The 21,131-nt window shown below is 54.7% G+C and carries 19 protein-coding genes and 1 pseudogene; 4 read left to right on the top strand and 16 right to left on the bottom strand.

Annotation, left to right across the window (positions count from 1 at the left end; translation table 11 throughout):
* Window positions 1-242 precede the first annotated feature (242 nt).
* Window positions 243-1,232, top strand: a pseudogene (gene ilvA / locus L8H52_RS11505) (threonine ammonia-lyase, biosynthetic); the annotation flags it as partial.
* A gap of 30 nt (window positions 1,233-1,262) precedes the next feature.
* Here the strand turns inward: ilvA and L8H52_RS11500 are convergent.
* Complete coding sequence (locus L8H52_RS11500; protein ID WP_242207133.1) at window positions 1,263-1,568, bottom strand: NIPSNAP family protein; 306 nt, start codon at window positions 1,566-1,568, stop codon at window positions 1,263-1,265.
* 21 nt (window positions 1,569-1,589) lie between these two features.
* A complete protein-coding gene (gene eco, locus L8H52_RS11495; RefSeq protein ID WP_242207132.1) occupies window positions 1,590-2,075 on the bottom strand; it encodes a serine protease inhibitor ecotin in 486 nt (161 codons plus the stop codon).
* 368 nt (window positions 2,076-2,443) lie between these two features.
* On the opposite strand from eco, the gene L8H52_RS11490 reads away from it, so the two are divergent.
* Window positions 2,444-2,713, top strand: coding sequence for a DUF1652 domain-containing protein (locus L8H52_RS11490; protein ID WP_242207131.1), 270 nt, complete (start codon window positions 2,444-2,446; stop codon window positions 2,711-2,713).
* Here the strand turns inward: L8H52_RS11490 and L8H52_RS11485 are convergent.
* Together L8H52_RS11485 and L8H52_RS11480 are read right to left on the bottom strand one after the other, a co-directional pair.
* The gene (locus L8H52_RS11485) at window positions 2,710-3,108 is read right to left on the bottom strand and encodes a hypothetical protein (RefSeq protein ID WP_026000451.1); all 399 of its coding nucleotides are present in this window, start codon (window positions 3,106-3,108) and stop codon (window positions 2,710-2,712) included. The genes L8H52_RS11490 and L8H52_RS11485 overlap by 4 nt on opposite strands.
* Window positions 3,109-3,197: 89 nt before the next feature.
* The gene (locus L8H52_RS11480) at window positions 3,198-3,467 is read right to left on the bottom strand and encodes a DUF2790 domain-containing protein (protein WP_242207130.1); all 270 of its coding nucleotides are present in this window, start codon (window positions 3,465-3,467) and stop codon (window positions 3,198-3,200) included.
* A 496-nt stretch (window positions 3,468-3,963) separates the two neighbouring features.
* On the opposite strand from L8H52_RS11480, the gene L8H52_RS11475 reads away from it, so the two are divergent.
* Window positions 3,964-4,260 carry a hypothetical protein gene (locus tag L8H52_RS11475; RefSeq protein ID WP_242207129.1) on the top strand — a complete coding sequence of 99 codons (297 nt, stop codon included), beginning with the start codon at window positions 3,964-3,966 and terminating at the stop codon, window positions 4,258-4,260.
* Window positions 4,261-4,447: 187 nt separating this feature from the next.
* Here L8H52_RS11475 and L8H52_RS11470 read toward each other — a convergent pair whose 3' ends face one another.
* The 9 genes from L8H52_RS11470 to L8H52_RS11430 form a co-directional block, all read right to left on the bottom strand.
* Complete coding sequence (locus L8H52_RS11470; protein WP_242270255.1) at window positions 4,448-4,945, bottom strand: DUF3304 domain-containing protein; 498 nt, start codon at window positions 4,943-4,945, stop codon at window positions 4,448-4,450.
* A 72-nt stretch (window positions 4,946-5,017) separates the two neighbouring features.
* A complete protein-coding gene (locus tag L8H52_RS11465; protein ID WP_242207127.1) occupies window positions 5,018-5,491 on the bottom strand; it encodes a DUF3304 domain-containing protein in 474 nt (157 codons plus the stop codon).
* Between the two features lie 98 nt (window positions 5,492-5,589).
* Complete coding sequence (locus tag L8H52_RS11460; protein ID WP_242207126.1) at window positions 5,590-6,522, bottom strand: sel1 repeat family protein; 933 nt, start codon at window positions 6,520-6,522, stop codon at window positions 5,590-5,592.
* A 32-nt stretch (window positions 6,523-6,554) separates the two neighbouring features.
* The gene (locus L8H52_RS11455; RefSeq protein WP_242207125.1) at window positions 6,555-7,547 is read right to left on the bottom strand and encodes a sel1 repeat family protein; all 993 of its coding nucleotides are present in this window, start codon (window positions 7,545-7,547) and stop codon (window positions 6,555-6,557) included.
* A 99-nt stretch (window positions 7,548-7,646) separates the two neighbouring features.
* The gene (locus L8H52_RS11450; protein ID WP_242207124.1) at window positions 7,647-8,615 is read right to left on the bottom strand and encodes a sel1 repeat family protein; all 969 of its coding nucleotides are present in this window, start codon (window positions 8,613-8,615) and stop codon (window positions 7,647-7,649) included.
* A gap of 5 nt (window positions 8,616-8,620) precedes the next feature.
* Window positions 8,621-9,607, bottom strand: a complete 987-nt coding sequence (locus tag L8H52_RS11445) for a sel1 repeat family protein (protein WP_242207123.1) — start codon at window positions 9,605-9,607, stop codon at window positions 8,621-8,623.
* Window positions 9,604-13,167: a LysM domain-containing protein gene (locus L8H52_RS11440; protein ID WP_242207122.1), complete on the bottom strand. Its 3,564-nt coding sequence runs from the start codon at window positions 13,165-13,167 to the stop codon at window positions 9,604-9,606. The genes L8H52_RS11445 and L8H52_RS11440 overlap by 4 nt, the downstream gene beginning before the upstream one ends.
* A 28-nt stretch (window positions 13,168-13,195) precedes the next feature.
* On the bottom strand, window positions 13,196-14,053 hold the full coding sequence (locus L8H52_RS11435; protein ID WP_242207121.1) for a DUF4123 domain-containing protein: 858 nt from the start codon (window positions 14,051-14,053) through the stop codon (window positions 13,196-13,198).
* The gene (locus L8H52_RS11430; protein ID WP_242207120.1) at window positions 14,044-16,092 is read right to left on the bottom strand and encodes a type VI secretion system tip protein VgrG; all 2,049 of its coding nucleotides are present in this window, start codon (window positions 16,090-16,092) and stop codon (window positions 14,044-14,046) included. Before L8H52_RS11430 ends, L8H52_RS11435 begins: the two co-directional genes overlap by 10 nt.
* A 374-nt stretch (window positions 16,093-16,466) precedes the next feature.
* Here L8H52_RS11430 and L8H52_RS11425 point away from each other — a divergent pair, with 374 nt between their 5' ends.
* Window positions 16,467-17,768, top strand: a complete 1,302-nt coding sequence (locus L8H52_RS11425; RefSeq protein ID WP_242207119.1) for an OprD family porin — start codon at window positions 16,467-16,469, stop codon at window positions 17,766-17,768.
* A 131-nt stretch (window positions 17,769-17,899) separates the two neighbouring features.
* Here the strand turns inward: L8H52_RS11425 and L8H52_RS11420 are convergent, their stop codons facing one another.
* From L8H52_RS11420 to xylB, 3 genes are read right to left on the bottom strand one after another with little or no spacing between them, the layout of a single operon-like run.
* Entirely contained in the window at window positions 17,900-18,520 is a 621-nt protein-coding gene (locus L8H52_RS11420) for a hypothetical protein (protein ID WP_116028949.1), read from the bottom strand.
* Between the two features lie 45 nt (window positions 18,521-18,565).
* Window positions 18,566-19,504 carry a carbohydrate kinase gene (locus tag L8H52_RS11415; protein ID WP_242207118.1) on the bottom strand — a complete coding sequence of 313 codons (939 nt, stop codon included), beginning with the start codon at window positions 19,502-19,504 and terminating at the stop codon, window positions 18,566-18,568.
* 13 nt (window positions 19,505-19,517) lie between these two features.
* On the bottom strand, window positions 19,518-21,014 hold the full coding sequence (gene xylB / locus L8H52_RS11410; protein WP_242207117.1) for a xylulokinase: 1,497 nt from the start codon (window positions 21,012-21,014) through the stop codon (window positions 19,518-19,520).
* Window positions 21,015-21,131: the final 117 nt, after the last annotated feature.

Genomic DNA, 21,131 nt, shown 5'->3' with positions numbered 1-21,131 from the left:
TTCCTTGGGGTGATGAGAGAGTCGCCAGACTAACGTCACCACGCAAAATTGGCCATTGACTTGCCATTAGCGCGCAGGCTAGTTTCCAGTCCATGACTTCGACTGTATCGCGCTGCCAGCCAATGATTATTACCGCCATTCCTTATTTGGCGGGCTAGCTCACGACTGCAGCACCCAACCCGCCCTAGAGGCGGGTTTTTACTTTCTGTCTTTTGGGTTTTGAAAAATGTCAGGAGACGACCATGCCACACAGCCCCGATCAGCAAACCCTGCTTGAGCACTACGTGAAAAAGATCCTCGCCGCGCCGGTGTACGACCTCGCGGTGCGCACGCCTTTGCAAGCGGCGCCGGCGCTGTCGGAGGCGCTGGGCAACCGGATTCTGCTCAAGCGTGAAGACCTGCAACCGACGTTCTCCTTCAAGATCCGTGGTGCCTACAACAAACTGGTGCAACTCAGTGACGAGCAGAAGGCGCGCGGGGTGATTACCGCCTCGGCCGGCAATCACGCGCAAGGCGTGGCGCTGGCAGCGCGCGAACTGGGGATCGCGGCGACCATCGTCATGCCAGCGACAACGCCAGAGCTGAAAGTGCTGGGTGTGCGCAGTCGCGGTGCTGAAGCGTTGCTGCACGGCGAGAGTTTCCCGTTCGCGCTGGCCCATGCGCTGCAACTGGCGGAACAGAGCGGGCGAACCTTCGTGTCTCCGTTCGATGACCCGGAGGTGATCGCCGGGCAGGGCACCGTGGCCATGGAAATCCTCCGCCAGCATCAAGGCACACTGGATGCGATTTTTATCCCGGTGGGCGGTGGCGGTCTGATCGCCGGCATCGCGGCCTACGTCAAATACCTGCGCCCGGAAGTGCGGATCATCGGCGTCGAATCCGAACACTCAGCGTGCCTGAAGGCCGCGCTGGAAGCGGATCAGCGTGTGGTGCTGCCGAATGTTGGCACCTTCGCCGATGGCGTGGCGGTCGCGCAGATCGGCGCGTTCGGCTTTGAGGTGTGCCGCTTTTGCGTCGACGAGGTAATCACCGTCAGCAACGACGATCTCTGTGCGGCGATCAAGAATATCTACGACGATACCCGCTCGATCACCGAACCTTCCGGCGCCCTGGCCGTGGCTGGGATCAAGCAGTATGTAGCGCGAACCGGGGTGCGCGAGCAGACATTCGTGGCGATCGACTCGGGCGCCAATATCAACTTCGACAGCCTGCGCCATGTCGCCGAGCGCGCCGCAGTCTGCAGCGTCTCGGCGTGAAGCGGTTTACGGCAGCAACGGGCGCAGGAAGCTGCGCTCGTAGCTGACGATGAACTTCTGCTCGACCAGGCTGGCCACCAGTGCGGTGCTTTCCGGGTCAGTCATCGCGATGTGCCGATAGCTTTCGTAATCCGCCAGTGACGGAAAACTGAACAGGCAATAAGCGATATTGCTTGCGCCCTCGGACGGCAGGAAATAACCGTGATGCGTGCCGCCCAAGCGCTCGACGATGCCGAGCCAGGCCTTGGCGTAGGCCTCGAACTCAGGCAATTGGTACGGATCAATGACATACCGGACGTGGCAGGTAATCAAGTAACACACTCCTTGTTCGGGTTATTCCTGCAGGGCTGTACCGACTTTGTCCGAGGCTGACCAGATGCGATAACGCACTTCGACGTCCGACGGCGCATACACCACGACCGGCAACTTGCTGTTGTAACGCAACATGAAACCGTCACCGACGACCGGCACGAACGCGCGTTTCTTCTGGTTGCCGGGCGGACAGGCCATCATCGTGCTCATCGGCCCGATGACCTTTTCCAGTCGATAGAACGGATAACCCCAGCCTTCAAGATTCTTCTCATCGAGAACACCGCCCAAACGCTGACGGTTGCAAGCCACTTCAAGCGTTTTGCCAGCGAGGATTTCCACCTGGAAGTTTTCTTCCTGCTCTTGCTTGGGCAAGTGAATGACCTGGCGGGTGAATCCGGCTTCAGCCTTCGGGTACGGCGCAACATCTTCAAGCTTGGCGGCGTGGGCGAGGGTGGACAGGCTGGCGATGATCAGCCCGGTGGTCGCGCAAACGCGGAAAGAACCCATGGAAGCCTCCGTGCGGGTGTAGGGTGGATAACGGGCATTCTTACCGTCATAGGCCGTGATTGCAAACCAGCGTCGAGTTGCAAATTGCAGTGCCGGCCGGGGCCATTCTTGCAATTTGCAAGCAGCCAAATACTGGCACTGCCGCCAAGTGCTTGATTTCATGAGGGTGAAAATGAACCGATGAAAGGCACGCTTTATGCGTCTTTTCAGTGCGGCGCACCGGCCTTGGGCGCCTACACTCCAATGGGCATTTCGCAGTACCACCGTTTGTCGCACCCAGGGAAACAGCGGGGACACACCCGTGCAGGGGCCGCAACGGTCAGCGTGAATACTTGATTGGCATCTCACAGTAAGGAGAGGGTTTCGCCATGTTTCTGTCTGCCTTGGAACTACGCAATATCATTGAAAGCAGTTTTCTGCCGAAACGCTGCCAGTGCACGCTGTCGCCGGACTTGTCGATGACCGTCAAGGTTTTCGGCGATCACCAGACCGATCAGGTCGATCTGCTGGTCAGCGGCATCGACGCCAGCCACCTCAATGGCTGTCGTGAAATCAATGAACTGATCGCCGGGTTGCGTTCGGATCTGAACAAGCAAGCTGTGCAACATCACTACAGCCCACGCTCCAGAGCCGTTTAACGCACCGTTTCACCCAGTTCGACCGTCACGCGCCGGGCCTGCACAAAACCAAGGCCCAGCGCGAACTCGACCAGCACCGCGAGCAAAATCCCGGGGCCGGCATGACCGTTGAGCCATTCCGCAAATCCCAGTACCGCCAAACCAAAACAACCGACGATAAACCCGTTGCTCAGCGCATTGCGCCCCAGCGACGGCGGTGCGTTGCGCACCAGATAAAACATCACCCCCAACGCCGCAAACAGCACCGCGCTGCGCCGCGCGACAAACCCGGCAGCGTCGGAATACTCGATGCTCCAGATCGCCAGCAGCCTCTCCGGGAAGACGCCCCAAGCCAACGCAAGCAAGAAACACAACGAACACGTGAAGCCCGACAACGTGCGAAACGACAACTGCATGGCGAATCCTTGCGGCAGTGAGGAGGGCTCCGAGCATAACCGCCGAAACTCCCCACGCCTACCGCAAACCCGCAAATCAGACGTTTCTGTCAGTTCTGGAAGTTGCACGCGTCAGACAATTTCCGATAGCTGATTTCCTCAGGCTTACCGGCATTGTCGATGTACTTCATGTCGGCCGTAATCACTTTGCACGTTTGTGTTGGCGGCTCGGTCAACGACACCACCTTGGCCACATGCAGCGGCATGCCGTACTCATACGGCACGGCTTTGGACGTGGCAGAGGTGTCATTGGCCTGGGCCAGCCCGGCGAACGCGGTGCAGGCGAGGGCGACGCTGAGCAATAAAGGACGAATGTTCATGAAAGGACTCCCGTGTGGCGGTTCTAGAGTTCGGCGTGATGCACCCGAACCTGCCGCACTGGGCAACAGCCAAAATGGCTGAGGGCGTGCGGTTCAGTAGAGTTTTTGACCACGGCGTTAAGGGATGGTTAACCGAGCTGAACGCCGGCTGTCAGGGAGTGCGGCGGTTTTCTTTGGAAGGTTTGGCGAATTCCTACAAAGGCTGGTGCCTTGTCTGCTTTCGGCGGCTGGAGCGGGGCGGTTATTGTCGGTTGCCGCTGCAAAATCAGTGGTTCGGGTTTGGTCACCTGAGAAAAGTTCATTGCATATGTGCCATCATTTGCACCGCTCGGATTACCTAATCCGTGGAGTGCATTGCAGTGGCGGCTGTGTGCAGGACGCCTTCGGGCGAGCTGAGTTTTGAACTGTTCTCGGTTGACCAAGCCTGTACACGGCCGCCTCCCACCGTTTGGTCACGGCTATGGCGGTTACCCTCTAATACAGTTGAGTAATCAAAATGCCAATAATTAAACCGCTTCAAAACCGCTATCTCCCCCTCAGCAGCAACGTCACCGAAACCCCGACACTGCTCATCGACACCCAGGCCAACCCGAAAGACATCCTCGAAGCCGCCGTCCAGCGCATCCGCGCCGCCGCCGACCTGCTCGAAACCCTGCATTGCCTGTGCTTCAAGCACGCCGACGTGCAAGACATTCCACACATCACCCATGCGCTGTACCTGCTGACGCAGGATGGCAATGATTTGCTGCAGGTGGCGCAGCAGCAGATGTTGAGTTGGACCGCGCCGGTTTGATGAGAAATTGAAAGGACGCAACCACGGGACGGAGTGAGAAACGACCCGTGTTTCAGCATGGCAAGGGCAGCACCGGGCGCCCGAATTCGCTCATAAACTAGAAAAGTCAGAAAAGCAGCCACAAGCACTGTCACGCAGATCAATATCTTCATGATCGGACATGGGCACCTCGCTGAATCACATATTCTTACTGCACTTCAATGCTTTCCGAAACAGCCTTGGTTGGGCTTGATTCGAAGGGGCTGAAGAGGTCAGCACTCCATCCGAGCCGAACTTTATTACCCGGATCAAAGCGCACATGCAGGTACTGATCGTTTCGGCCACGCTGGGGAAGCGAAAGCTGAACTTCATGGCGCTCTTCTACCGCGCCCTGTATTTGCTGCTGTTTGGTCATGTCCAATATCCAGGTGACTTTGACTGTGTCTCCCTCAAATTTGGCGCAGCACATTATTCCACCGCCGCCGTTGGCAAAAAGGTTCCCACCCCAAAATTCATTGACCCAGAAACTGAAAATCGGTCGTTCCATATGGTTTTCCGAAGTCACCATTGCACCTGGCGTGCGGAACAGTGCGAGGATTTTGGGGGTGGCGTAGCTAAGCAGCACAGCCAGTACAGCTAGGACTATTCGTCTTCGTCGCCATGTTTGTTTCCGGCTGGCGTCCGCAGCAATATCTATCACGCGCATAAGGTCCAAAGCAGAGAGTTGTACTTATATTCTACGGCTGGATTCTGTTTTGAGAGTGACAATGCCGATCAGCTAGGGCCCGGTCGTACTCGGTTCAGAATCAAATGGACTGATCAAGTTAGGACTCCATTTCAGCTCAACTGCGTTTCCGGGTAAAAAACGAACGTGCAGATAATCATCGCCTCGCGCTCGGTGAGGTAGAGGCACGTTTAACTCGTGATCTTCTTTCTGCACACCTTTCCTTAGCTGATCGCCAGTTCGGCCGAGAGTCCAGGCAACCCGAACCGATTTCCCTTCGATTTTCCTGCAACAAACAATCCCTCCACCGCCCATTGCAGAAAGATTGCCACCCCCAAAATCATTTACTGAAAAGAAAGAAATTGGGCGATCCGTGTAATTCGATGACGTCAGCATGGCACCAGGGGTACGTAGTAGCTCCAGAATCTTCGGGGTGGCGTAGCAAAATAGTAAAGCCACCACACTAAGAGCTATTTTTCGTCGTCGCCAGCTTTTTCTGAGGTGTGTATCTTTCAAAATATCGATCATGTAGCCTTCGGGTTCCTGGCTTGAGATCTAGAAATTTAGTATTAAATTTTAGATGATGCTTAATGATTTCTTGCTTGAATTTTTAATGTTTCAGCCATTTATCTGCCAAGTTTCTCTGGAAAGAAGGAGAGCGGTGGGTGAGTGGTTTTCCATTCCTCAGCGACAGCTTTTGAGCCTTCTATCTGTTCAGGTGTAATTTTGCTTCCAATTTCTTCGAGAGTATCTTGAACGAAATCTTGAATGGCGCCTCCACCATCCAGCTCTTTCAGAAGGCTAATCAGTGCATAACCTTTAACAAGGTCGAGGGGATAACCAACTTGGTCGGGTGCATGGGCAATGTAAGAGCCATAACTGCTAATTGCTTTTTGATCGCCCGTTTCAGCTGCTGCCTCCAGCCAATGGCGCACCCCTTCAAGATCGCCTTTCTTATACAGGATCTCAATGTATTCCATCATTGCTTTTGGGTTGCCGCCTTCAGAGGCAGCTTTCAGCCATTTGCTGATGGCCTCATCACGTTTTCCAGGCATAAGAAAAAATCCCTCACCTTGTCGATCACCGACGGCCATCCAATATTGCGCGAGCGCATAACCTGCGTTTGCAGATTTTTCCAACCAAGTACGATCGAAAGTTATTTCATACATTAAATACAAAGACTCAGGGGTGTCTGTGCCTGATGCAATTGTTTTAGCCTGAATCAACCAATCAGCGCTTGATTTTTTATTCGCGGGACAATTGGTCATTTTTCTGCAGAGGTCGTCGTTTTGGCGGCCTAGCTGAATCATGGCAAATATAGATCCATTATCCGCAGCGGTTTCGTACCATTGCTGCGCTTCAGCAGTCATGTACCGGCTTCGCTTTCGAAGTGCCTCGGCAAAGTAATACTGTGAATTCACATTTCCCGAGTCGGCCTCTTTTTTTAGTTCGCGAATCGCCAAGTCTAATTTTAGCTGGTTGTATAACACCACTCCCAGGGTTGATTCATTTGTTCGCGAATGTGCTGAGCTGTTTGCAGAAAGAGCGGCGATCAGCATTGCTAAAATAATTCTAAATGCTCGCACTGCTATTAATAACCTAGCTTGTCAGGGTAAAACGAGAGAGGCGGGTGGTTGGCCTTCCACGTTTCTGCGAGCTCTTTTGCTTTTTCTATTTGCTCTTTTGACATGTTTTTTTCTATGTCGGGTAATGTGTCATTGACGTCTCGTACTACATTGCCTCCACCATTAAGTTCCAGCAGGTTTGAAAGTAAAGCATATGATTTTATTGGGTCGAATGCGAAACCGTATTTTGAGTTTTCTTCGCCTATGTAGGATGCATATCCAAATACACCTTCTACGTAGCTCGAGTCAGCTGCTTTTTCGTTCCAGTTTCTGAACGAGGCTAAATCATTTTTTTCGATCATGATGGCGGCTAACCCCATCATTGCAAGTGGATAACCATTTTCAGCAGACGCCTTCATCCATCGTTCGATAGCTTGGTTGCGTCTCGAGGGAAGTAAAAATGAACCACTTCCTTCTTGGTACTTCGTCGCCAGACGGAACTGCGCAAATGCGAATCCGTTCTCTGCTGACTTCTCCAACCAGTCATCATTGCCTGTCATTTCATATAACAGGTACATTGATTCGCTATCTCCCTGCGTTGCGCGTTGAATTGCAAGGCTTTTAGCTTTAATTACCCAGCTGCTAGGAGAGTCTTCACCTGGTGGGCAGTTTTTCATGGTTGAACACAAGTCGTTTTCAATTCTCCCAAGGCGAATCATAGAGTAGATATTCCCCTTTTTTGCGGAGCTTTCGTATGCTTTTTTAGCTTCCGGAGTCATGTGGCGGTTATTTGTTCTTAACGCTTCGCCCAGATAGTAGAGCGCCTCATCATCTCCGCCGTCAGCGGCGGTTTTCAAAAATTCGATCGCAGAAATGGTTTTGTATTGATTGTAGAGTTCAATGCCTTGGATTTTTGCCTGAAGCTGTTCGTGCGTAAGAGCAGATGATTCGGTTGCTATTATAGTTAACAGCGTTAACGCCGCAGTCATTAGTTTTATTGGTATCTTTGCTGAACTCATGGGTGGTTGTTTCTTCTCTGCGAAAGTAAGGGGGGCGGTTAGTCTCCGATTAAAATTCGGCGGTCCGCGCCTCCCTAAAGAAATACCAAAAAATCGGAGTCAATCGCTAAGTTTTTCGGGGAAAAAAGAAACGGGTGGATGGGTGGTTTTCCACTCTTGCGCAACGATTTTTGACTGTTCAATTTGTTCTGGTGTCATTTTTTTAGCAATCTTTTCAATTTTACGGTCAACATAATCTTGCACTCCACCGCTGTCGCCGAGCTCCTTTAGCAAAGAAAAAATAGCGTAGCCTTTAACTAGGTCAAGTGGGTAGCCAACTTTGTCGGGAGTATGTGAAATGTACGCTCCATAGTTGCTCAGGGCTGCTTGCTCGCCGGTTGCTGCGGCCACTTCAAGCCAGTGCCGAGTGCTCTCCATTTCTCCTTTTACATACAGTGTTTCTAGATATTCCATCATTGCTTTTGGGTTGCCACCCTCGGAAGAGAGCAGTAGCCATCTTCTTACTGACGCATCACGTCCTCCAGGAATGAAGAAGTAACCTTCACCTTGTCTTTCACTTACAGCCATCCAATATTGCGCGAGTGGATATCCTGCATTTGCAGATTTCTCTAACCACTTATGATCCAAGGTGATTTCATACATTAAATACAGAGATTCTGGATCGCCATCATTTGCCTTCGGCAAAGTGATTTTCTTTGCTTCCACGAACCACTCAGCTTGAGTTTTTTTAGACGGTGGGCAGTTTTCCATTATTGCGCAAGGATCGTTTTTTGCTCTGCCCAACTGAATCATTGCGTATATGGAGCCATTAATCGCCGCTGTTTCATACCATTGCTGTGCTTCGGGCGTCATATATCGGTTGCGCTTTCTTAGCGCTTCGCCTAAGTAGTATTGCGACTCCACATTTCCAGATTGTGCTTCTATTTCTAATGAGGGGAAGGCTGCGTCAAATTTTAACTGATTATATAAAGCAATGCCTGCAGCAACTTCGCGCGCTGATTTTGACGCAAAAGCAGGCGTGGTACTTATTAGAAATGTTGCGACAAAGAAATACCTGAATAGCCTCACTGGCGTTAATATCCTAGCTTGTCAGGGAAGAACGAGAGAGGCGGATGGTTGGCCTTCCACGTTTTTGCGAGTTCTTTTGCTTTCCCTATCTGCTCTTTTGACAGGTTTTTTTCCACTTCTGGCAAAACATCGTTAACATTGTTTATTACGTTTCCACCACCATCAAGCTCTAGTAGATTTGATAGTAGCGCATATGACGTCACTGGGTCTGAGGTGAATCCGTATTTTGGTTCAACTTCGCCTATATAAGAAGCATAACCAAAAACCGCTGATACGTAGCCTGAATCTGCAGCTTTTTCATTCCAAGTTCTAAACGATGAAAAGTCGGCTTTTTCAAGCCTGGCAGCGGCAAATCCCATCATAGCTGGAGGATAGCCATTCTCTGCAGACGCTTTCATCCACCTTTCGATTTCATCTGATCTTCTGGAGGGCAGTAGGAATACTCCGCCACCTTCTTGATATTTAGTCGCTAAACGAAATTGCGCTAAAGCGAAAGCTTTTTCTGCAGATTTTTCTAACCATTCATCGTTCCCTGTTATTTCCCATAACAAGTACATAGACTCAGCATTTCCATGAGATGCCTGATCAGTTGCAAGCTTTTTAGCTTCATTCATCCAGCCTTCAGGCGATTGCTCAGAGGGGGAACAATTCTTCATGGTTACGCACAAGTCTTGGTCCGCTCCTCCGAGCCGGATCATAGAATAAATATTGCCTTTTTTTGCTGACTCCTCGTAAGCTATTTGTGCTTCTTGAGTCATGTATCTGTTGTTTTTTCTTATTGATTCACCTAAGTAGTAGAGTGCTTCATCATCTCCACCCTCGGCAGCAATCTTTAAAAACTCGATTGCGGATATTGCTTTGTATTGATTGTAAAGCTCAATGCCTTTTTTCTTTGCTTCTTCTTGCTGTTTTGTGAGAGTTGCGTTCGCGGTGTTGCAGAGTAAAACAAAGCAGACGCAGAAGGTAGTTGCGAATAATTTTATATTTTTCAATTTAATTTTCTCGCTGGAGCTGAGAATTTCACAGAGGGCTTTGGTATGTAGCTGTTTTCATTCATGACAATTTTACAGGAGCCATCAAACGGTTCACCTAATAGTGAAGCGTTTTTCTTGTAACGAGCCCTTGTTGTGTTTCCGAATGGCTCGGTTGCTGTAAGCACCGGTTCGCTCATGAAATTGTCCAGCACGTAACGGTTTTCACAATATTTTTGACCGAGGTCAACCGGTTCCACTCCGAACTTATTCATGCATGCGCAGGCTAGCTGAAATTGTTTTTGAGCTTCTAGTAGACTTCCTTGCTCTTTGGCGTTGGTAGTGATGTGAGTTATTATTATTTCAATGGCTGTTTGTTGTGCTAAATATGCAGTATCTCTAGTGTATTTTTTCTTACCGTCTTTTGAGGTGCTTAGGCTAGCTTGCTTCGTTGTCGCTATGGAGAATTCTTCCGGATTAGACATTAGTGTCATCAAGATCGGCCCTAACGCTGCAGGGGTGGCCTCAACAACCCATTTTTTTAACTCGTCGGGATTTTGGTACTCAATAATCGCATGAGCGATTGGGCCGCCTTTTCCTCCGCTGGTCATTGCGTCATATAAGTCCATGACTAAACTCCAACCCATAAGATAAGACATTTCCACACTAAGCCCAGCTGCTCCTAATGCGTTCAGCGCGGATGCGAACTTACCTGCTTCAGGTTCCATCCACTCTACCTTTCTGCCTTTCGCTTTGTGCAGTTCCTTGCGGTACAAGTTGATAAGGTCAACTACTGCCTCATAACCAACTTCGAATTTAAAGCTACCGTTAGCACCAGGACCCAGCACTACCGCCGCTTTCAAGTTCAAAATAAACCGCCCCTTATCCAGAGACACCTGCGCCGTTCCCTGAAAGCCCGCACCTAACGCGACTCCAACGGAGCCGCTCAGCTTGGCCATTGTCAGCCATGGATTCGCGCTTTTCGCGTCTTTAGCGCTGCCAACGCCCATCGTTGGCGCGGTGCGCAGGGCGACGAGTTCTTTGGGCGGTGCCCAGTTCATTACTCCGGTGAGTTCAATCGCGGCTTGCAAGCCTCCAAACACGTTGAAACTGGCTTTTGCGCCGTTTTCGACTTGCACTTTGGCGAAGCGTCCGCCTCGCAGTTGATCTGTGCTTTTGGTATCGGCGTAGGTGCCGGATTTCGACTGGTGCTCAAGATCGGGAGTAGGGCTGTTGTCGCCGCTGTCGGCTTTGGCTTGTTTGGCGGCGGCGTGATCGGCACGTTCTTCTTTTGCAGAGGCATCTTCACGCTGTGCGCGTTTTACCGGGCTCAGTGACGCCCCGTACTTGACGTTGCCGAAGATCGGGCTCAACTCGACGCTGCCGGCTAACAGCAGCGATGCGCCGGCGTAGCCCCATGCCTTCACACCAAAGTGGAAGGAGAAGCGGCCGAAATTCATTTTTTGCGGGCTGCCGTCCAGGAAGTAATCAAGCGTGATCTCTGGAGCACTGGCTTTGGCAGGCATGTCGACTTTCATCAACTGAACTTCGCCACGGGCCAGGTCCAGGCTTAAGCCCATCTCTCCCGATATCTGGAAGCCCTCGGCGGCAGACATTTTCGGGCCTTCGAGCTTTACTTCGCCGTGAATGTTTGGCTGTGGAGGGGTCAGGCAGCGGACCAATTGCGCCTGAGGGCTGGCATCAAAGAGTCTTACTTTGCCGCGCACACTTTTCTTGAACACCAGTTGCTGAAGGTGTTCGCCCCAGTTGGTAAGGGTCGCGTCGTCTTCCAGTTCAGTGACCTCATAGCCTTGCTTTTTCAAGTAAGCATAAAAGTCTTTGGCTTTGAACCAGCCTTTTTCATCGAAACAGTCGCCGACCTGATCGCTGAACTTTATGGCGCCCTGATCTAGAAGCCATTGGCGGAACGAGTTGATTTCACTGTTTTTATCGGAGCCTTCGGTTGCGTCCGCGGGCAAACTTTGAGCGACCTTTTTTATTGAACCGGCTGCTTTTTTTGAATCCTCTTTCAGGATCTTTTTTGCGTCTTTCAGGTTCGCCATGCTGAACCAGCCCAGGGGCGTACCCTTGGCATCCGAAAGACTGACTTCACGCAGCGGAAAGCCCGGTTTCACCATGCGGTCGACCGGTTTTGGCTGGAACTCTTCCGGGTCCCAAATCAGATAACGCGCAGGCTTGCTGTTGCTGACATTGCTTTGGGCTTTTGCTTGAAGGTCGTCTTTGGTCTTTTGCAGGCTATCCCATTTGGTACGTTCCACATCAACCAGGCCCGCCGGAGCTTGGGCGTTCTGGCCTGTTGCCTCGATCCAGCGTTTGTATTTCTCTTGAAGCTGCGCTGTAACTTCCGCCTGCTCTTTCTCGGTATCCAGATACAGTTTGAACTGCTCGATGCCGGAAGGAAGGCCGTCACTGATCAGCGCGAATTCTGGAAGTGCAATGCCGTATTCAGACGCTTTGATAATGGATTCAGTGTAAGCATGGTAATCAAGCGCATCGGCGTTTTTGTAGAGCGTCAAAACATACCCGACCAGATCGGCGGTGCAGTCATTCATGCCGCTGCAGATGTTTTCGTAACTTTTCTTCTTTTCCGCCAAGGCTTTGGCAACGTCTTCCAGCGGGACTTGCTTGAAGTCTTTGTTGCCGAGGAGTTTCTTGCGGGCTTCCAAATAGGCTTGCACCCGTGCGCGCGCCTCAATCGCCTCTTTGGAGTAGAGCGAGCCGCTTTCGTAGGTGTAGCCTTCCAGCTTCGCAGCCGCTACCGCTTCTTTTTTCAGCGCATGCCACTCAGCCCTCCGCTTGTAAAAATCGGCATAGGCTTGGTGGACGTCCTGGTCAGTAGCCAGGTCTGCCGTTAAACGGTCCATGCGCGATTGCGCGGTGTCCTCTTGTGGAGACTGCGCAGGAGCCGCTCCCGGTTTGTTTCCGTTAACTTCGTTTTGCCTCTTTTTGGCGGTGGCGGGATCGATTTCGATCTCATCTCCCATCGCTTCAAATTCTTCCATACGCGTACGCTTCGCGCCCGTGAGGAAGTTGCTCAACTTGGGCTCAAGGAAGTATTCCAGCAAACCCGATTCCTGCAGCCCGTTCAGGCGTGCATCACGTGGTTTGCTGGGGGCAATCATTTTATCCAGCGCGAACATCGATTCTTTGATAGCGGACTTTGCCCGCTCAGGGAGCAGCCAGAATTCTTGCTCTTCGGTGGCGTAAATCGCGCTGGCAAACTTTTTTGAACACGGAGGTGCGTGGGGTTTGAAGGTCTTTGAACTCTGATCAGGAGCGTCCTTGACCGGATCCAGTTCAACCAGATCCTCCGCAGAGCACTGAGTCGCGGCTTCTGGGGAGGCCTGCGCAGGGGATGGAGGCGCAGCGGGCGAGGGAGCGGCAGGCGCGGCGGCCGCTTGAGCGCTTTTTGGCACGCTCAGGTTCCATCCGACTTTGACGTTGTCTGGATTGGTGATGAAGGGGTTGAGCTGGCGAAGTTGCGCCACGGTGCTGTTGTAGCGCGAAGCGATCTGGCCCAGGGTTTCGCCGGGCATGACGGCGTGATTCGTGATTTCCATGGTGATTCCGTTCTGTTGTCGCGTCGCCCTAACGTTGGGCGACGGCGGCTGATTCCAGGAGCCGATCTACTTTGATAAACGACTCGTCCTTAGATTGCAGGATCGCCATGATCTCAGGCTGTGTCTCAAATAGCGGACCGTTCACGGCATGGCCAAGCTTGAGCAGGTGATCACCGTCATAAATATTGCTTTTGAGCAGCAGGTCGAGGTTGTCGGCGATGTCGTTCAAGCGCTCATCGTCTGGCTCTTCAAACGCTGCGTATTCCTCATCCACCCAATAAACCCATCCCAGGCGCGCTTGAACTTGCGCGGCAGCCTCAGGAAGATTGAATGCCGCTTTGTCACCAAGCCACGTCGATTCCTCGCTGGCTTTCCAGGCCAACCATGGACCCCGCTGCTGACCGAAATGGATCGGCGCAGGGCAGTAGACAGCGTTCCAGCAACCGAGCAACTGGTCGAAGGTTTTCCCCGCGGTAAAAGCCAGCGCCGCCCACAGACTCGGTTTGTGGAAGCTCAACAAGCTTTGCCCACCGGAACCGTCATTGGCTCGGAGCAACCAGCGCGCATGAGCCAATGCTTGTTCAGGATCAGGTGTTGAGATCGCAATTCCCGAAAAGCGTTCCTCACAAAGTTTTGCCGCTACGTTTGCCACTTTGCTGCCCCGAGGGGCCACCAGCCACAATGGGCCATCAGGAATCTCTGCGAAGTCAGTGCCGAAAAACAGCCCTTGGGAAACCACCGGTTCGCCTACTCGGTAGAGTTGACTCAATGCCTCTGGCTGGAGTCCCTGGTCGATGATGAAACAGAGCGACTCGCTCGCGGCCGGCAGGTCCGAGAAATTGTAGCGAGGCTCTGCCAGCAGAGCGCTCAGCGCTTTTACATGCATGTGCAATCCTTACGGCTGCAAGCGCCGTTACTCTGTTTTCCGCACAACGGTGTGATGCCTGATTCATTCAGGCGGGCGGGGAGTGGCGCTTTACCAGCCTTATCCGCATCCGCTACCTTCATCGGTCCCGGCAGCAATGGTGCCGCAGGCGTCCCGACGCCAGGCGAGCCGCCGGTATTGATCTTCACCTCGGCCCCGCTGATGGTCACGCCACCGGCATCCACCTTCACAAAACTGCCGCCTGCCTTGGCCGTGAGCTCCATTGCGCCTTCGACCACAACCTTCTGGCCGGCGTAGTAATGGATTTCTGACCCGGCTTCGACAAACTGCGCAGTCCCCACTTTCAGGTGCTGGGTGACACCGACGGTCAGGTGATCATCCGCACGCATTTCGCTAATCCGATCCAGATGCGTAATCCGGTGCTCTTCAACCTTGAACTCGCTCAGCGTGTTGGCTTCAACGGTGTCGTGCCGTTCGTTGCCGACGCGGATCTTCTGGTCGTGCTCGATGTTCTCGTCCCAATCGCGTTGGGCGTGAATATAGATTTGCTCGACGCCTTTCTTGTCCTCGATGCGGAATTCGTTGTAGCCCTTGCCGCCCGGTGAACTCAGGGTTTTGAAGGTGCTGCGGGTTTTGTTCGCCGGCAGGTCGTAGGGGACGACGTTTTCCTTGTGGTACAGGCAGCCGGTCACCAGTGGCTGATCGGGATCGCCTTCGAGGAAGGTGACGAGGACTTCCATGCCGATGCGCGGGATGGCGATGCCGCCGTACGCGGCGCCGGCCCAGCCGCTGGCGACGCGCATCCAGCAGGTGGTTTTGTCGTTGGACTGGCCGTCGCGGTCCCAGTGGAATTGCACTTTGATGCGGCCGTACTGGTCGCAGTGGATTTCTTCGCCTGCGGGGCCGGTGACGACGGCGGTCTGGCTGCCGAGGACTTTCGGTTTCGGGTGTTCAAGGGCAGGGCGATAGTGCGCGTCCCACGGGGTGGCGAGGAAGCTGTTGCGGTAGCCCTGGTGGAAATCGCTTTTGTGGTCGGTGACGTCGCTGGTGACGTTTTCGCCGAGCACTTGCGGTTGTTTACCTTCGTGGAAGACTTCCAGCAGCAGCCACAGGTCGTTCCATTCGGCGCGCGGGTGTTCGGCGAGGGTGAGGAAATGGCCGCTGGTGAGGGTCGGCTCGTCACCTTTGCCTTCGGCGAGTTTGTAGTCGCTGCGATGGCGTTCGAGGGCGCGGGTGGAGAGGAACTTGCCGCGCTCGCGGGTGGTGAAGCGGCCGGGGTAGTCGTAGTCCTCGAGGTCCGGGGCGAACTCGGTTTTCACCGCGCCTTCGGGGAGGATCTTCGGTTTTTCGAAGTCGTAATCGCGGCGGCTGACGCGGGTGGTGCGGGTTTCCAGACGCAGGTTGAAACGCTTGATCACCGGTTTGTCGGCGGCCATGCCGGAGTCTTGCTGGTAGCTCACCGGTTTCAGTTTGCGGAACACGGTCTGGTCGTCGCCAAATACCAGTTTGTGGCCGCTGCTGCTGTGCTGGAAGTGGAAGTGAATGCCTTCTTCTTCGCACAGGCGCTGGATGAAGTGCAGGTCGGATTCGTCGTACTGCACGCAGTAGTCGCGTTCCGGATATTCGGCGCCGAGCTGGAAGCTATAGGCGTCGGCAAGGATGCCGCGATCTTCAAGGACCTGAGCGATGATCTTCGGCACGGTCAGTTGCTGGAAGATCTGCTGATCGTGGTTGTGCCGCAGGTAGGCCAGTTGTGGCACCAGGCTGAGGCTGTAACGGGTCAGGGTCTTGCCGGAGTCGCCTTGCTCGATGCGATAGACCAGACCGTGGATCTTGCCTTCGCCGGTAGGGCCGAAGGTCAGGACGCCGGGCTTGTGCAGCAACTCTTCGAGTTTGAGGTCGGGGCGGGCGCTGACGAGTTCGAGGTCGAAACGGAACGGTTGGTTGAGGGCTTCGCGACCGGTGAAGCTGAGGACTTGCAGGTCGGCGTTGGCGCCTTCAAGCGTGAGGGTGATGTGGGTTGCGTTGGCGTCCAGCATGCCTTGAATTCCGTCCGTTGAATAAGCAGGGGACGGATGATGGAGGATTCAGCCGCCTCGTTCAAGGCACAAAAGCCGTAGGTCTGGCAGGTTTGCGGTATAGGGAAAACCCTTAGATGAGGTATTTCGCCCAATGAAACCGGGCGGTTTGTGCGAATCGGCGCTCACTGCCGGCAACTTTTCCCACGACCCTGAGTAGAAGAATCGTCAGTCAGATTCAGACTAAAGTCGCCTGTAGCACGTCAAAGCCATCTGCCATCATTGCCGCTCACCCCTGCGTGTTCACTTTCTCCTGGTTCAATCTGACCCGGGACGGGAGCTATTTTTCTGGCTTGTTGCGCGCTTGCGCAAACGCTGCATTGTTGGAGTTTTTCATGCGTCCCCCATTTCCCCTCATCACCCCGCGCCAGTCGTTTGGCTTCGGAGCCTTTGTGCTGTGCGCAGGTTTTACCGCACAGGTCCAGGCCAGCGGATTTCTTGAAGACACCACGGCGAAAATCGAATCGCGCACGGTGTACTTCAACCGCGATTTCCGTGATGGGCACACCACGAACGATCAGGGCGCGTCCAAGCGTGAAGAGTCGGCACAGGGTTTTATTCTCAACCTGCAATCGGGCTACACCGAAGGTACCGTGGGTTTTGGTATCGATGCGCTGGGCATGCTTGGCTTTCAACTCGATTCCAGCCCGGATCGCAGCAACAGCGGCTTGTTGCCTTCCAGCGGCAACGATCCGCGCGGCTCGAAAGGTCAGTACACGAAAATGGGCCTGACCGCCAAGGTCAAGGTTTCGGACACGGTGCTGAAGTACGGCGCGCTGCTGCCGGATCTGCCGTTGCTGAAATACAACGACGGCCGTTTGCTGCCGACCATGTTCAACGGCGCCATGCTCACCTCTAAAGAGCTGAAAGACCTGACCTTCATGGCCGCGCGTCTGGACAAGTACACCGCGCGGGATTCCACCGATTCGCAAGACATCCGCGTGCACTGCAAGAACAAGCGCTACGCCTGCAACACCACCGCCGACCATTTCGACATGTACGGCTTCGACTACAAGATCAATGATCGCCTGACCGCGCAGTATCACTACGCCGAACTGGAAGACATCTATCGTCAGCACTTCGTCGGGCTGCTGGGTAATCAACCGTTAGCTGGCGGTGTACTTAAAGCGGATCTGCGCGTGCTGAAAAGTGCCGACAGCGGCGATGCCAAGGCCGGTTCCATCGATAACCGTGCGTTGAGCGGCATGCTCTCTTACGCGCACAGCGGCCACACGTTCAGCGCCGGTTGGCAGCGCATGAATGGCGACAACTCGATGCCGTACCTCGATGGCAGCAATCCGTATCTGGTCAACTACGTGCAAGTCAACGATTTCGCTGCCGCGCAGGAACGTTCGTGGCAGTTGCGTTATGACTATGACTTCAAGGCCATTGGCATTAATGGTTTGAGTTTCCTGACCCGTTATGTGAACGGTGACCACATCAAGGTGTTGGGCAGTGATCAGGAAGGCAAGGAGTGGGAACGCGACAGCGAGTTGAAGTATGTGATTCAGACGGGCACGTTCAAGGATGTAAGTCTGCGTTTGAGGAATGCTACGTATCGCACCAATTATGAGAAGTTTGCGCGGGATGTGGATGAGACCCGGTTGATTGTGAGTTATAGCTTCTCCGTGTTGTAAGGTGTGGAGTTGTAGCGTCTGATCGATTGCTTTCGCGAGCAGGCTCGCTCCCACATGGGATCAATGCCGGACACAGCATCTGTGTTCACTGAAGATCTATTGTGGGAGCGAGCCTGCTCGCGAAGGCGTCCTTACAACCAATGCCAGAATCGGCTCCAGAACCCCCGATTCAAATCCTCTTTGCAGCCGGCATATTGCCGCGCATAAACATCCGAACGGTTCTGCACTTTACGCGCCGTTGGCATCAGCCAGGCTTTGCTCGCGTAGGTCTTGTTGCGGAATCCGCCCCAGCCTTCGTGGTAGTTGAGGTACTGGTTGTAGGCGTCGTACTTGTACACGCCATTGATCGAATAGGTCTTGTCCATGTACCAGCCGACAAAGTCGATGGCGTCGTCGAAGTCTTCGCGGTCGGCTCCGCTGCGGCCGGTGCTTTTCTGGTAATCGGCCCAGACTTCATCCTTGGCTTGCGCATAACCTGAGGCGGTCGAGACGCGGCCCCACGGGATCACCCAGAGCAAGTATTTGCGCGGGGTCTTGGCGTCGTAGCGGTAGCCGGATTCCTGATACATGATCGCGAAGGGCACCTGAATCGGCACGCCCCAGCGTTTTTGCGTGACTTGCGCCGCGTCGTACCAGTCGCTTTTTTCGCGGAAGATTTCGCAGATGTCTTCCGGCGAGCGGGGCGGCGAGGTGCCGCACCCGCTCAGTAGCGTTGCCAGTGTCAGTAGTCCAAGCGTCTGCCCGTAATTCAAAAGCGGTTATCCCGTCGTGCGCAAAAAGGCCGACAGTCTACGCGCTCAGCTCAATTGATGACGATAGGGCAGATCAGGGCCGGTCTTGCTGCAGGTCAGCGCGGCGGCTTGCACGGCGAACTTGAGCATGACATCGATCTGCTCGCGGGCGAGTTGCTGAACGCCTTCGACCGAATCCAGTCCTTGCTCGGTCAGCCAGGTGATCAGCGCGGCCTGGAAGGTGTCGCCGGCGCCGACGGTATCGGCAATCTTCACCGAGGCCGCCGGCACTGACCAACTGCCATGGTTGCGGCTGAACACAGTAGCGCCGTCGCCGCCACGGGTGAGGAAGACGATCTGGCTGCGCTGTTCGAGCCAGCCTTCGATCACGCGTTGTGGGTCCTGCTCGGGGTAGAGCAGGCTCAAGTCTTCGTCACTGACTTTGATCAGATCGGCCAATGGCACCAGCGTCGCGATGCGCTCACGCCACAGGTCGATGTTCGGCTCGGGATTGAGGCGCACGTTCGGGTCGAGGGTGATCAGGCGTTTTCCGCTCTCGCGCTGCACCAAGGTCAGCAAGGTGTCGCCGATCGGCTGTACCACCAGCGAGAACGAGCCAATGTGCAAGCCGCGCACCTCAGCGCCCAAGTCTGGCAGATGCGCCAGACTCAGTTGCCGATCGGCACAGCCTTCACCGCGAAAGCTGTAGTGCGGTGAGCCATTGGCACCGACGGCAACCATGGCCAGCGTGGTCGGTGCGGCGAAGTCCACCAGATAGTCCGGGCACACGCCTTCGTCCTGCAGCACTTGCTGCAAGCGACGGCCGAGGTAGTCGGTGGACAGCCCGCCAAACAAGGCCGAGTCCACGCCCAAACGGCGCAAACCGACAGCGACGTTGAACGGCGAGCCGCCGGCAATCGCCTTGAAATTGACTTTCGAGGCCAGACCGCTGGCATCGTCTTCACTGAAAAAATCAAACAGGGCTTCGCCACACACCAAATACATAATTGTTTGCTCTTTATAGGGTTGCGACATGCTGTTGATAGCGTTCATAGGCCTGCTGAAACGCCGCGACGTTGGCGGCAATCGGCAGGGTTTCACTGCTGGAATCGAGTTTTACGCAGCGCTGGCACAGGTCGGCGAGGGTGTCTTCGTGGCCGTTCGACCAGGATTTGCACCACGCCGCTTGAATCGCCGCGCCGAGGGCGGCGGCTTCGCTTTGTTCGGTGCAGATCACCGGGGTGTTCATGATGTCGGCGACGATCTGCCGCCACACCGCGCTTTTCGAGCCGCCGCCGATCAGGCAAATGCTGCGGCTTTGTAAACCATTGTGGCGGAGCAAATCCAGCCCGTAGCGCAAACCGAAGGTGGTGCCTTCGACGGCGGCGCGGCACAGATTGGCCTGAGTCAGGTTGTCCAGCGTCAAGCCGTGCAGGCTGCCAGTGGCATGGGGCAGGGCGGGCACCCGTTCGCCGTTGAGGAACGGCAGCATGCTCACGCCGTCGGCGCCGATGGGGGCTTGGGCGACGAGGTCGTTGAACTGCTGCAGATCGAGGTCGAACAACTCGCGAATCGCGCCGGTGGCGTTGGTCAGGTTCATGGTGCAGATCAACGGCAACCAGCCGCCGCTGGACGAGCAGAACGTCGCGACCGAGGCGTCCGGGCTGACTTTCGGCACCTCGGAATAGGCGTACACCGTGCCGGAGGAGCCGAGGCTCATGGTTATCGCGCCGGGCTGAATATTGCCGGTGCCGATGGCGCCCATCATGTTGTCGCCGCCACCGCTCGATACCAGCGCGTCGGGGTTGATGCCGAGGTGTTCGGCGATGGCCGGGAGGAGGGTGCCGACGCTTTGATGCGCATCGATCAGCTCAGGTAGCGCCGCTTGCAGGCGTCCGCTGGCGTCGATGTCGCGCAGCAGTTGCAAGTCCCATTGGCGCGTGCGCACGTTGAAATAGCCGGTGCCGGAAGCGTCGCCGTATTCGCTGCAGGCGCGGCCGGTGAGCCAGAAGTTCAGGTAGTCGTGGGGCAGCAGAATGCGTGCGATGCGCGAGAACACCACGGGGTGCTGTTCTTTGGTCCAAAGCAGTTTCGACACCGTGTAGCCCGGCGCGATGACTACGCCGAGGCGTTCCAGCGAGCCTTTTTCGCCGCCCAAATGAGTCAGCAGACGGTCATTTTCGGCGCTGGTTTCGGTGTCGCACCAGAGCTTGGCCGGGCGCAGCACTTCGCCTTGATCATCGAGCAGGACCAGGCCGTGTTGCTGGCCGGAGACGCCGATGCCGAGGATCGACTGGCCGTCGACATTCGCCGCCAGTAACGCGCGGCGGGTGGCGAGGGTAAAGGCGTCCAGCCATTGCTGGGTGTCTTGTTCGCGGCGGCCGTTGGCGCCGCTGATCATTGTGTGCGCGGCGGCGCCCTGGCCGAGGACTTGACCGCTGATGGCGTCAAGGATGATGGCTTTGGTACCTTGGGTGCCGCAGTCGATGCCCAGGAATAGTTGTTGTGTTGTCATGTGTGAACCCGTTGGGTTGCGGTGAAGATCAAGAGCTACCCCCTCACCCCAGCCCTCTCCCCCAAGGGGGCGAAGGGGAAAGGGAGCCGATCTCGGTGCTGTTCAAAACCTGAGTTC

The sequence above is a fragment of the Pseudomonas sp. CROZ-RG-20F-R04-15 genome, from assembly GCF_022662375.1.
Classification (GTDB): domain Bacteria; phylum Pseudomonadota; class Gammaproteobacteria; order Pseudomonadales; family Pseudomonadaceae; genus Aquipseudomonas.
This window is presented reverse-complemented; position numbering and strand designations above follow the sequence as displayed.

Coding starts and splice junctions, on each gene's coding strand:
- L8H52_RS11435 (WP_242207121.1), bottom strand. CDS start 14,053: ATGCATGTAAAAGCGCTGAGCGCTCTGCTGGCAGAGCCTCGCTACAAT.
- L8H52_RS11465 (WP_242207127.1), bottom strand. CDS start 5,491: ATGATCGATATTTTGAAAGATACACACCTCAGAAAAAGCTGGCGACGA.
- L8H52_RS11460 (WP_242207126.1), bottom strand. CDS start 6,522: ATGCTGATCGCCGCTCTTTCTGCAAACAGCTCAGCACATTCGCGAACA.
- xylB (WP_242207117.1), bottom strand. CDS start 21,014: ATGACAACACAACAACTATTCCTGGGCATCGACTGCGGCACCCAAGGT.
- L8H52_RS11440 (WP_242207122.1), bottom strand. CDS start 13,167: ATGGAAATCACGAATCACGCCGTCATGCCCGGCGAAACCCTGGGCCAG.
- eco (WP_242207132.1), bottom strand. CDS start 2,075: ATGGGTTCTTTCCGCGTTTGCGCGACCACCGGGCTGATCATCGCCAGC.
- L8H52_RS11425 (WP_242207119.1), top strand. CDS start 16,467: ATGCGTCCCCCATTTCCCCTCATCACCCCGCGCCAGTCGTTTGGCTTC.
- L8H52_RS11415 (WP_242207118.1), bottom strand. CDS start 19,504: ATGTATTTGGTGTGTGGCGAAGCCCTGTTTGATTTTTTCAGTGAAGAC.
- L8H52_RS11490 (WP_242207131.1), top strand. CDS start 2,444: ATGTTTCTGTCTGCCTTGGAACTACGCAATATCATTGAAAGCAGTTTT.
- L8H52_RS11485 (WP_026000451.1), bottom strand. CDS start 3,108: ATGCAGTTGTCGTTTCGCACGTTGTCGGGCTTCACGTGTTCGTTGTGT.
- L8H52_RS11455 (WP_242207125.1), bottom strand. CDS start 7,547: ATGAGTTCAGCAAAGATACCAATAAAACTAATGACTGCGGCGTTAACG.
- L8H52_RS11470 (WP_242270255.1), bottom strand. CDS start 4,945: ATGCGCGTGATAGATATTGCTGCGGACGCCAGCCGGAAACAAACATGG.
- L8H52_RS11430 (WP_242207120.1), bottom strand. CDS start 16,092: ATGCTGGACGCCAACGCAACCCACATCACCCTCACGCTTGAAGGCGCC.
- L8H52_RS11475 (WP_242207129.1), top strand. CDS start 3,964: ATGCCAATAATTAAACCGCTTCAAAACCGCTATCTCCCCCTCAGCAGC.
- L8H52_RS11480 (WP_242207130.1), bottom strand. CDS start 3,467: ATGAACATTCGTCCTTTATTGCTCAGCGTCGCCCTCGCCTGCACCGCG.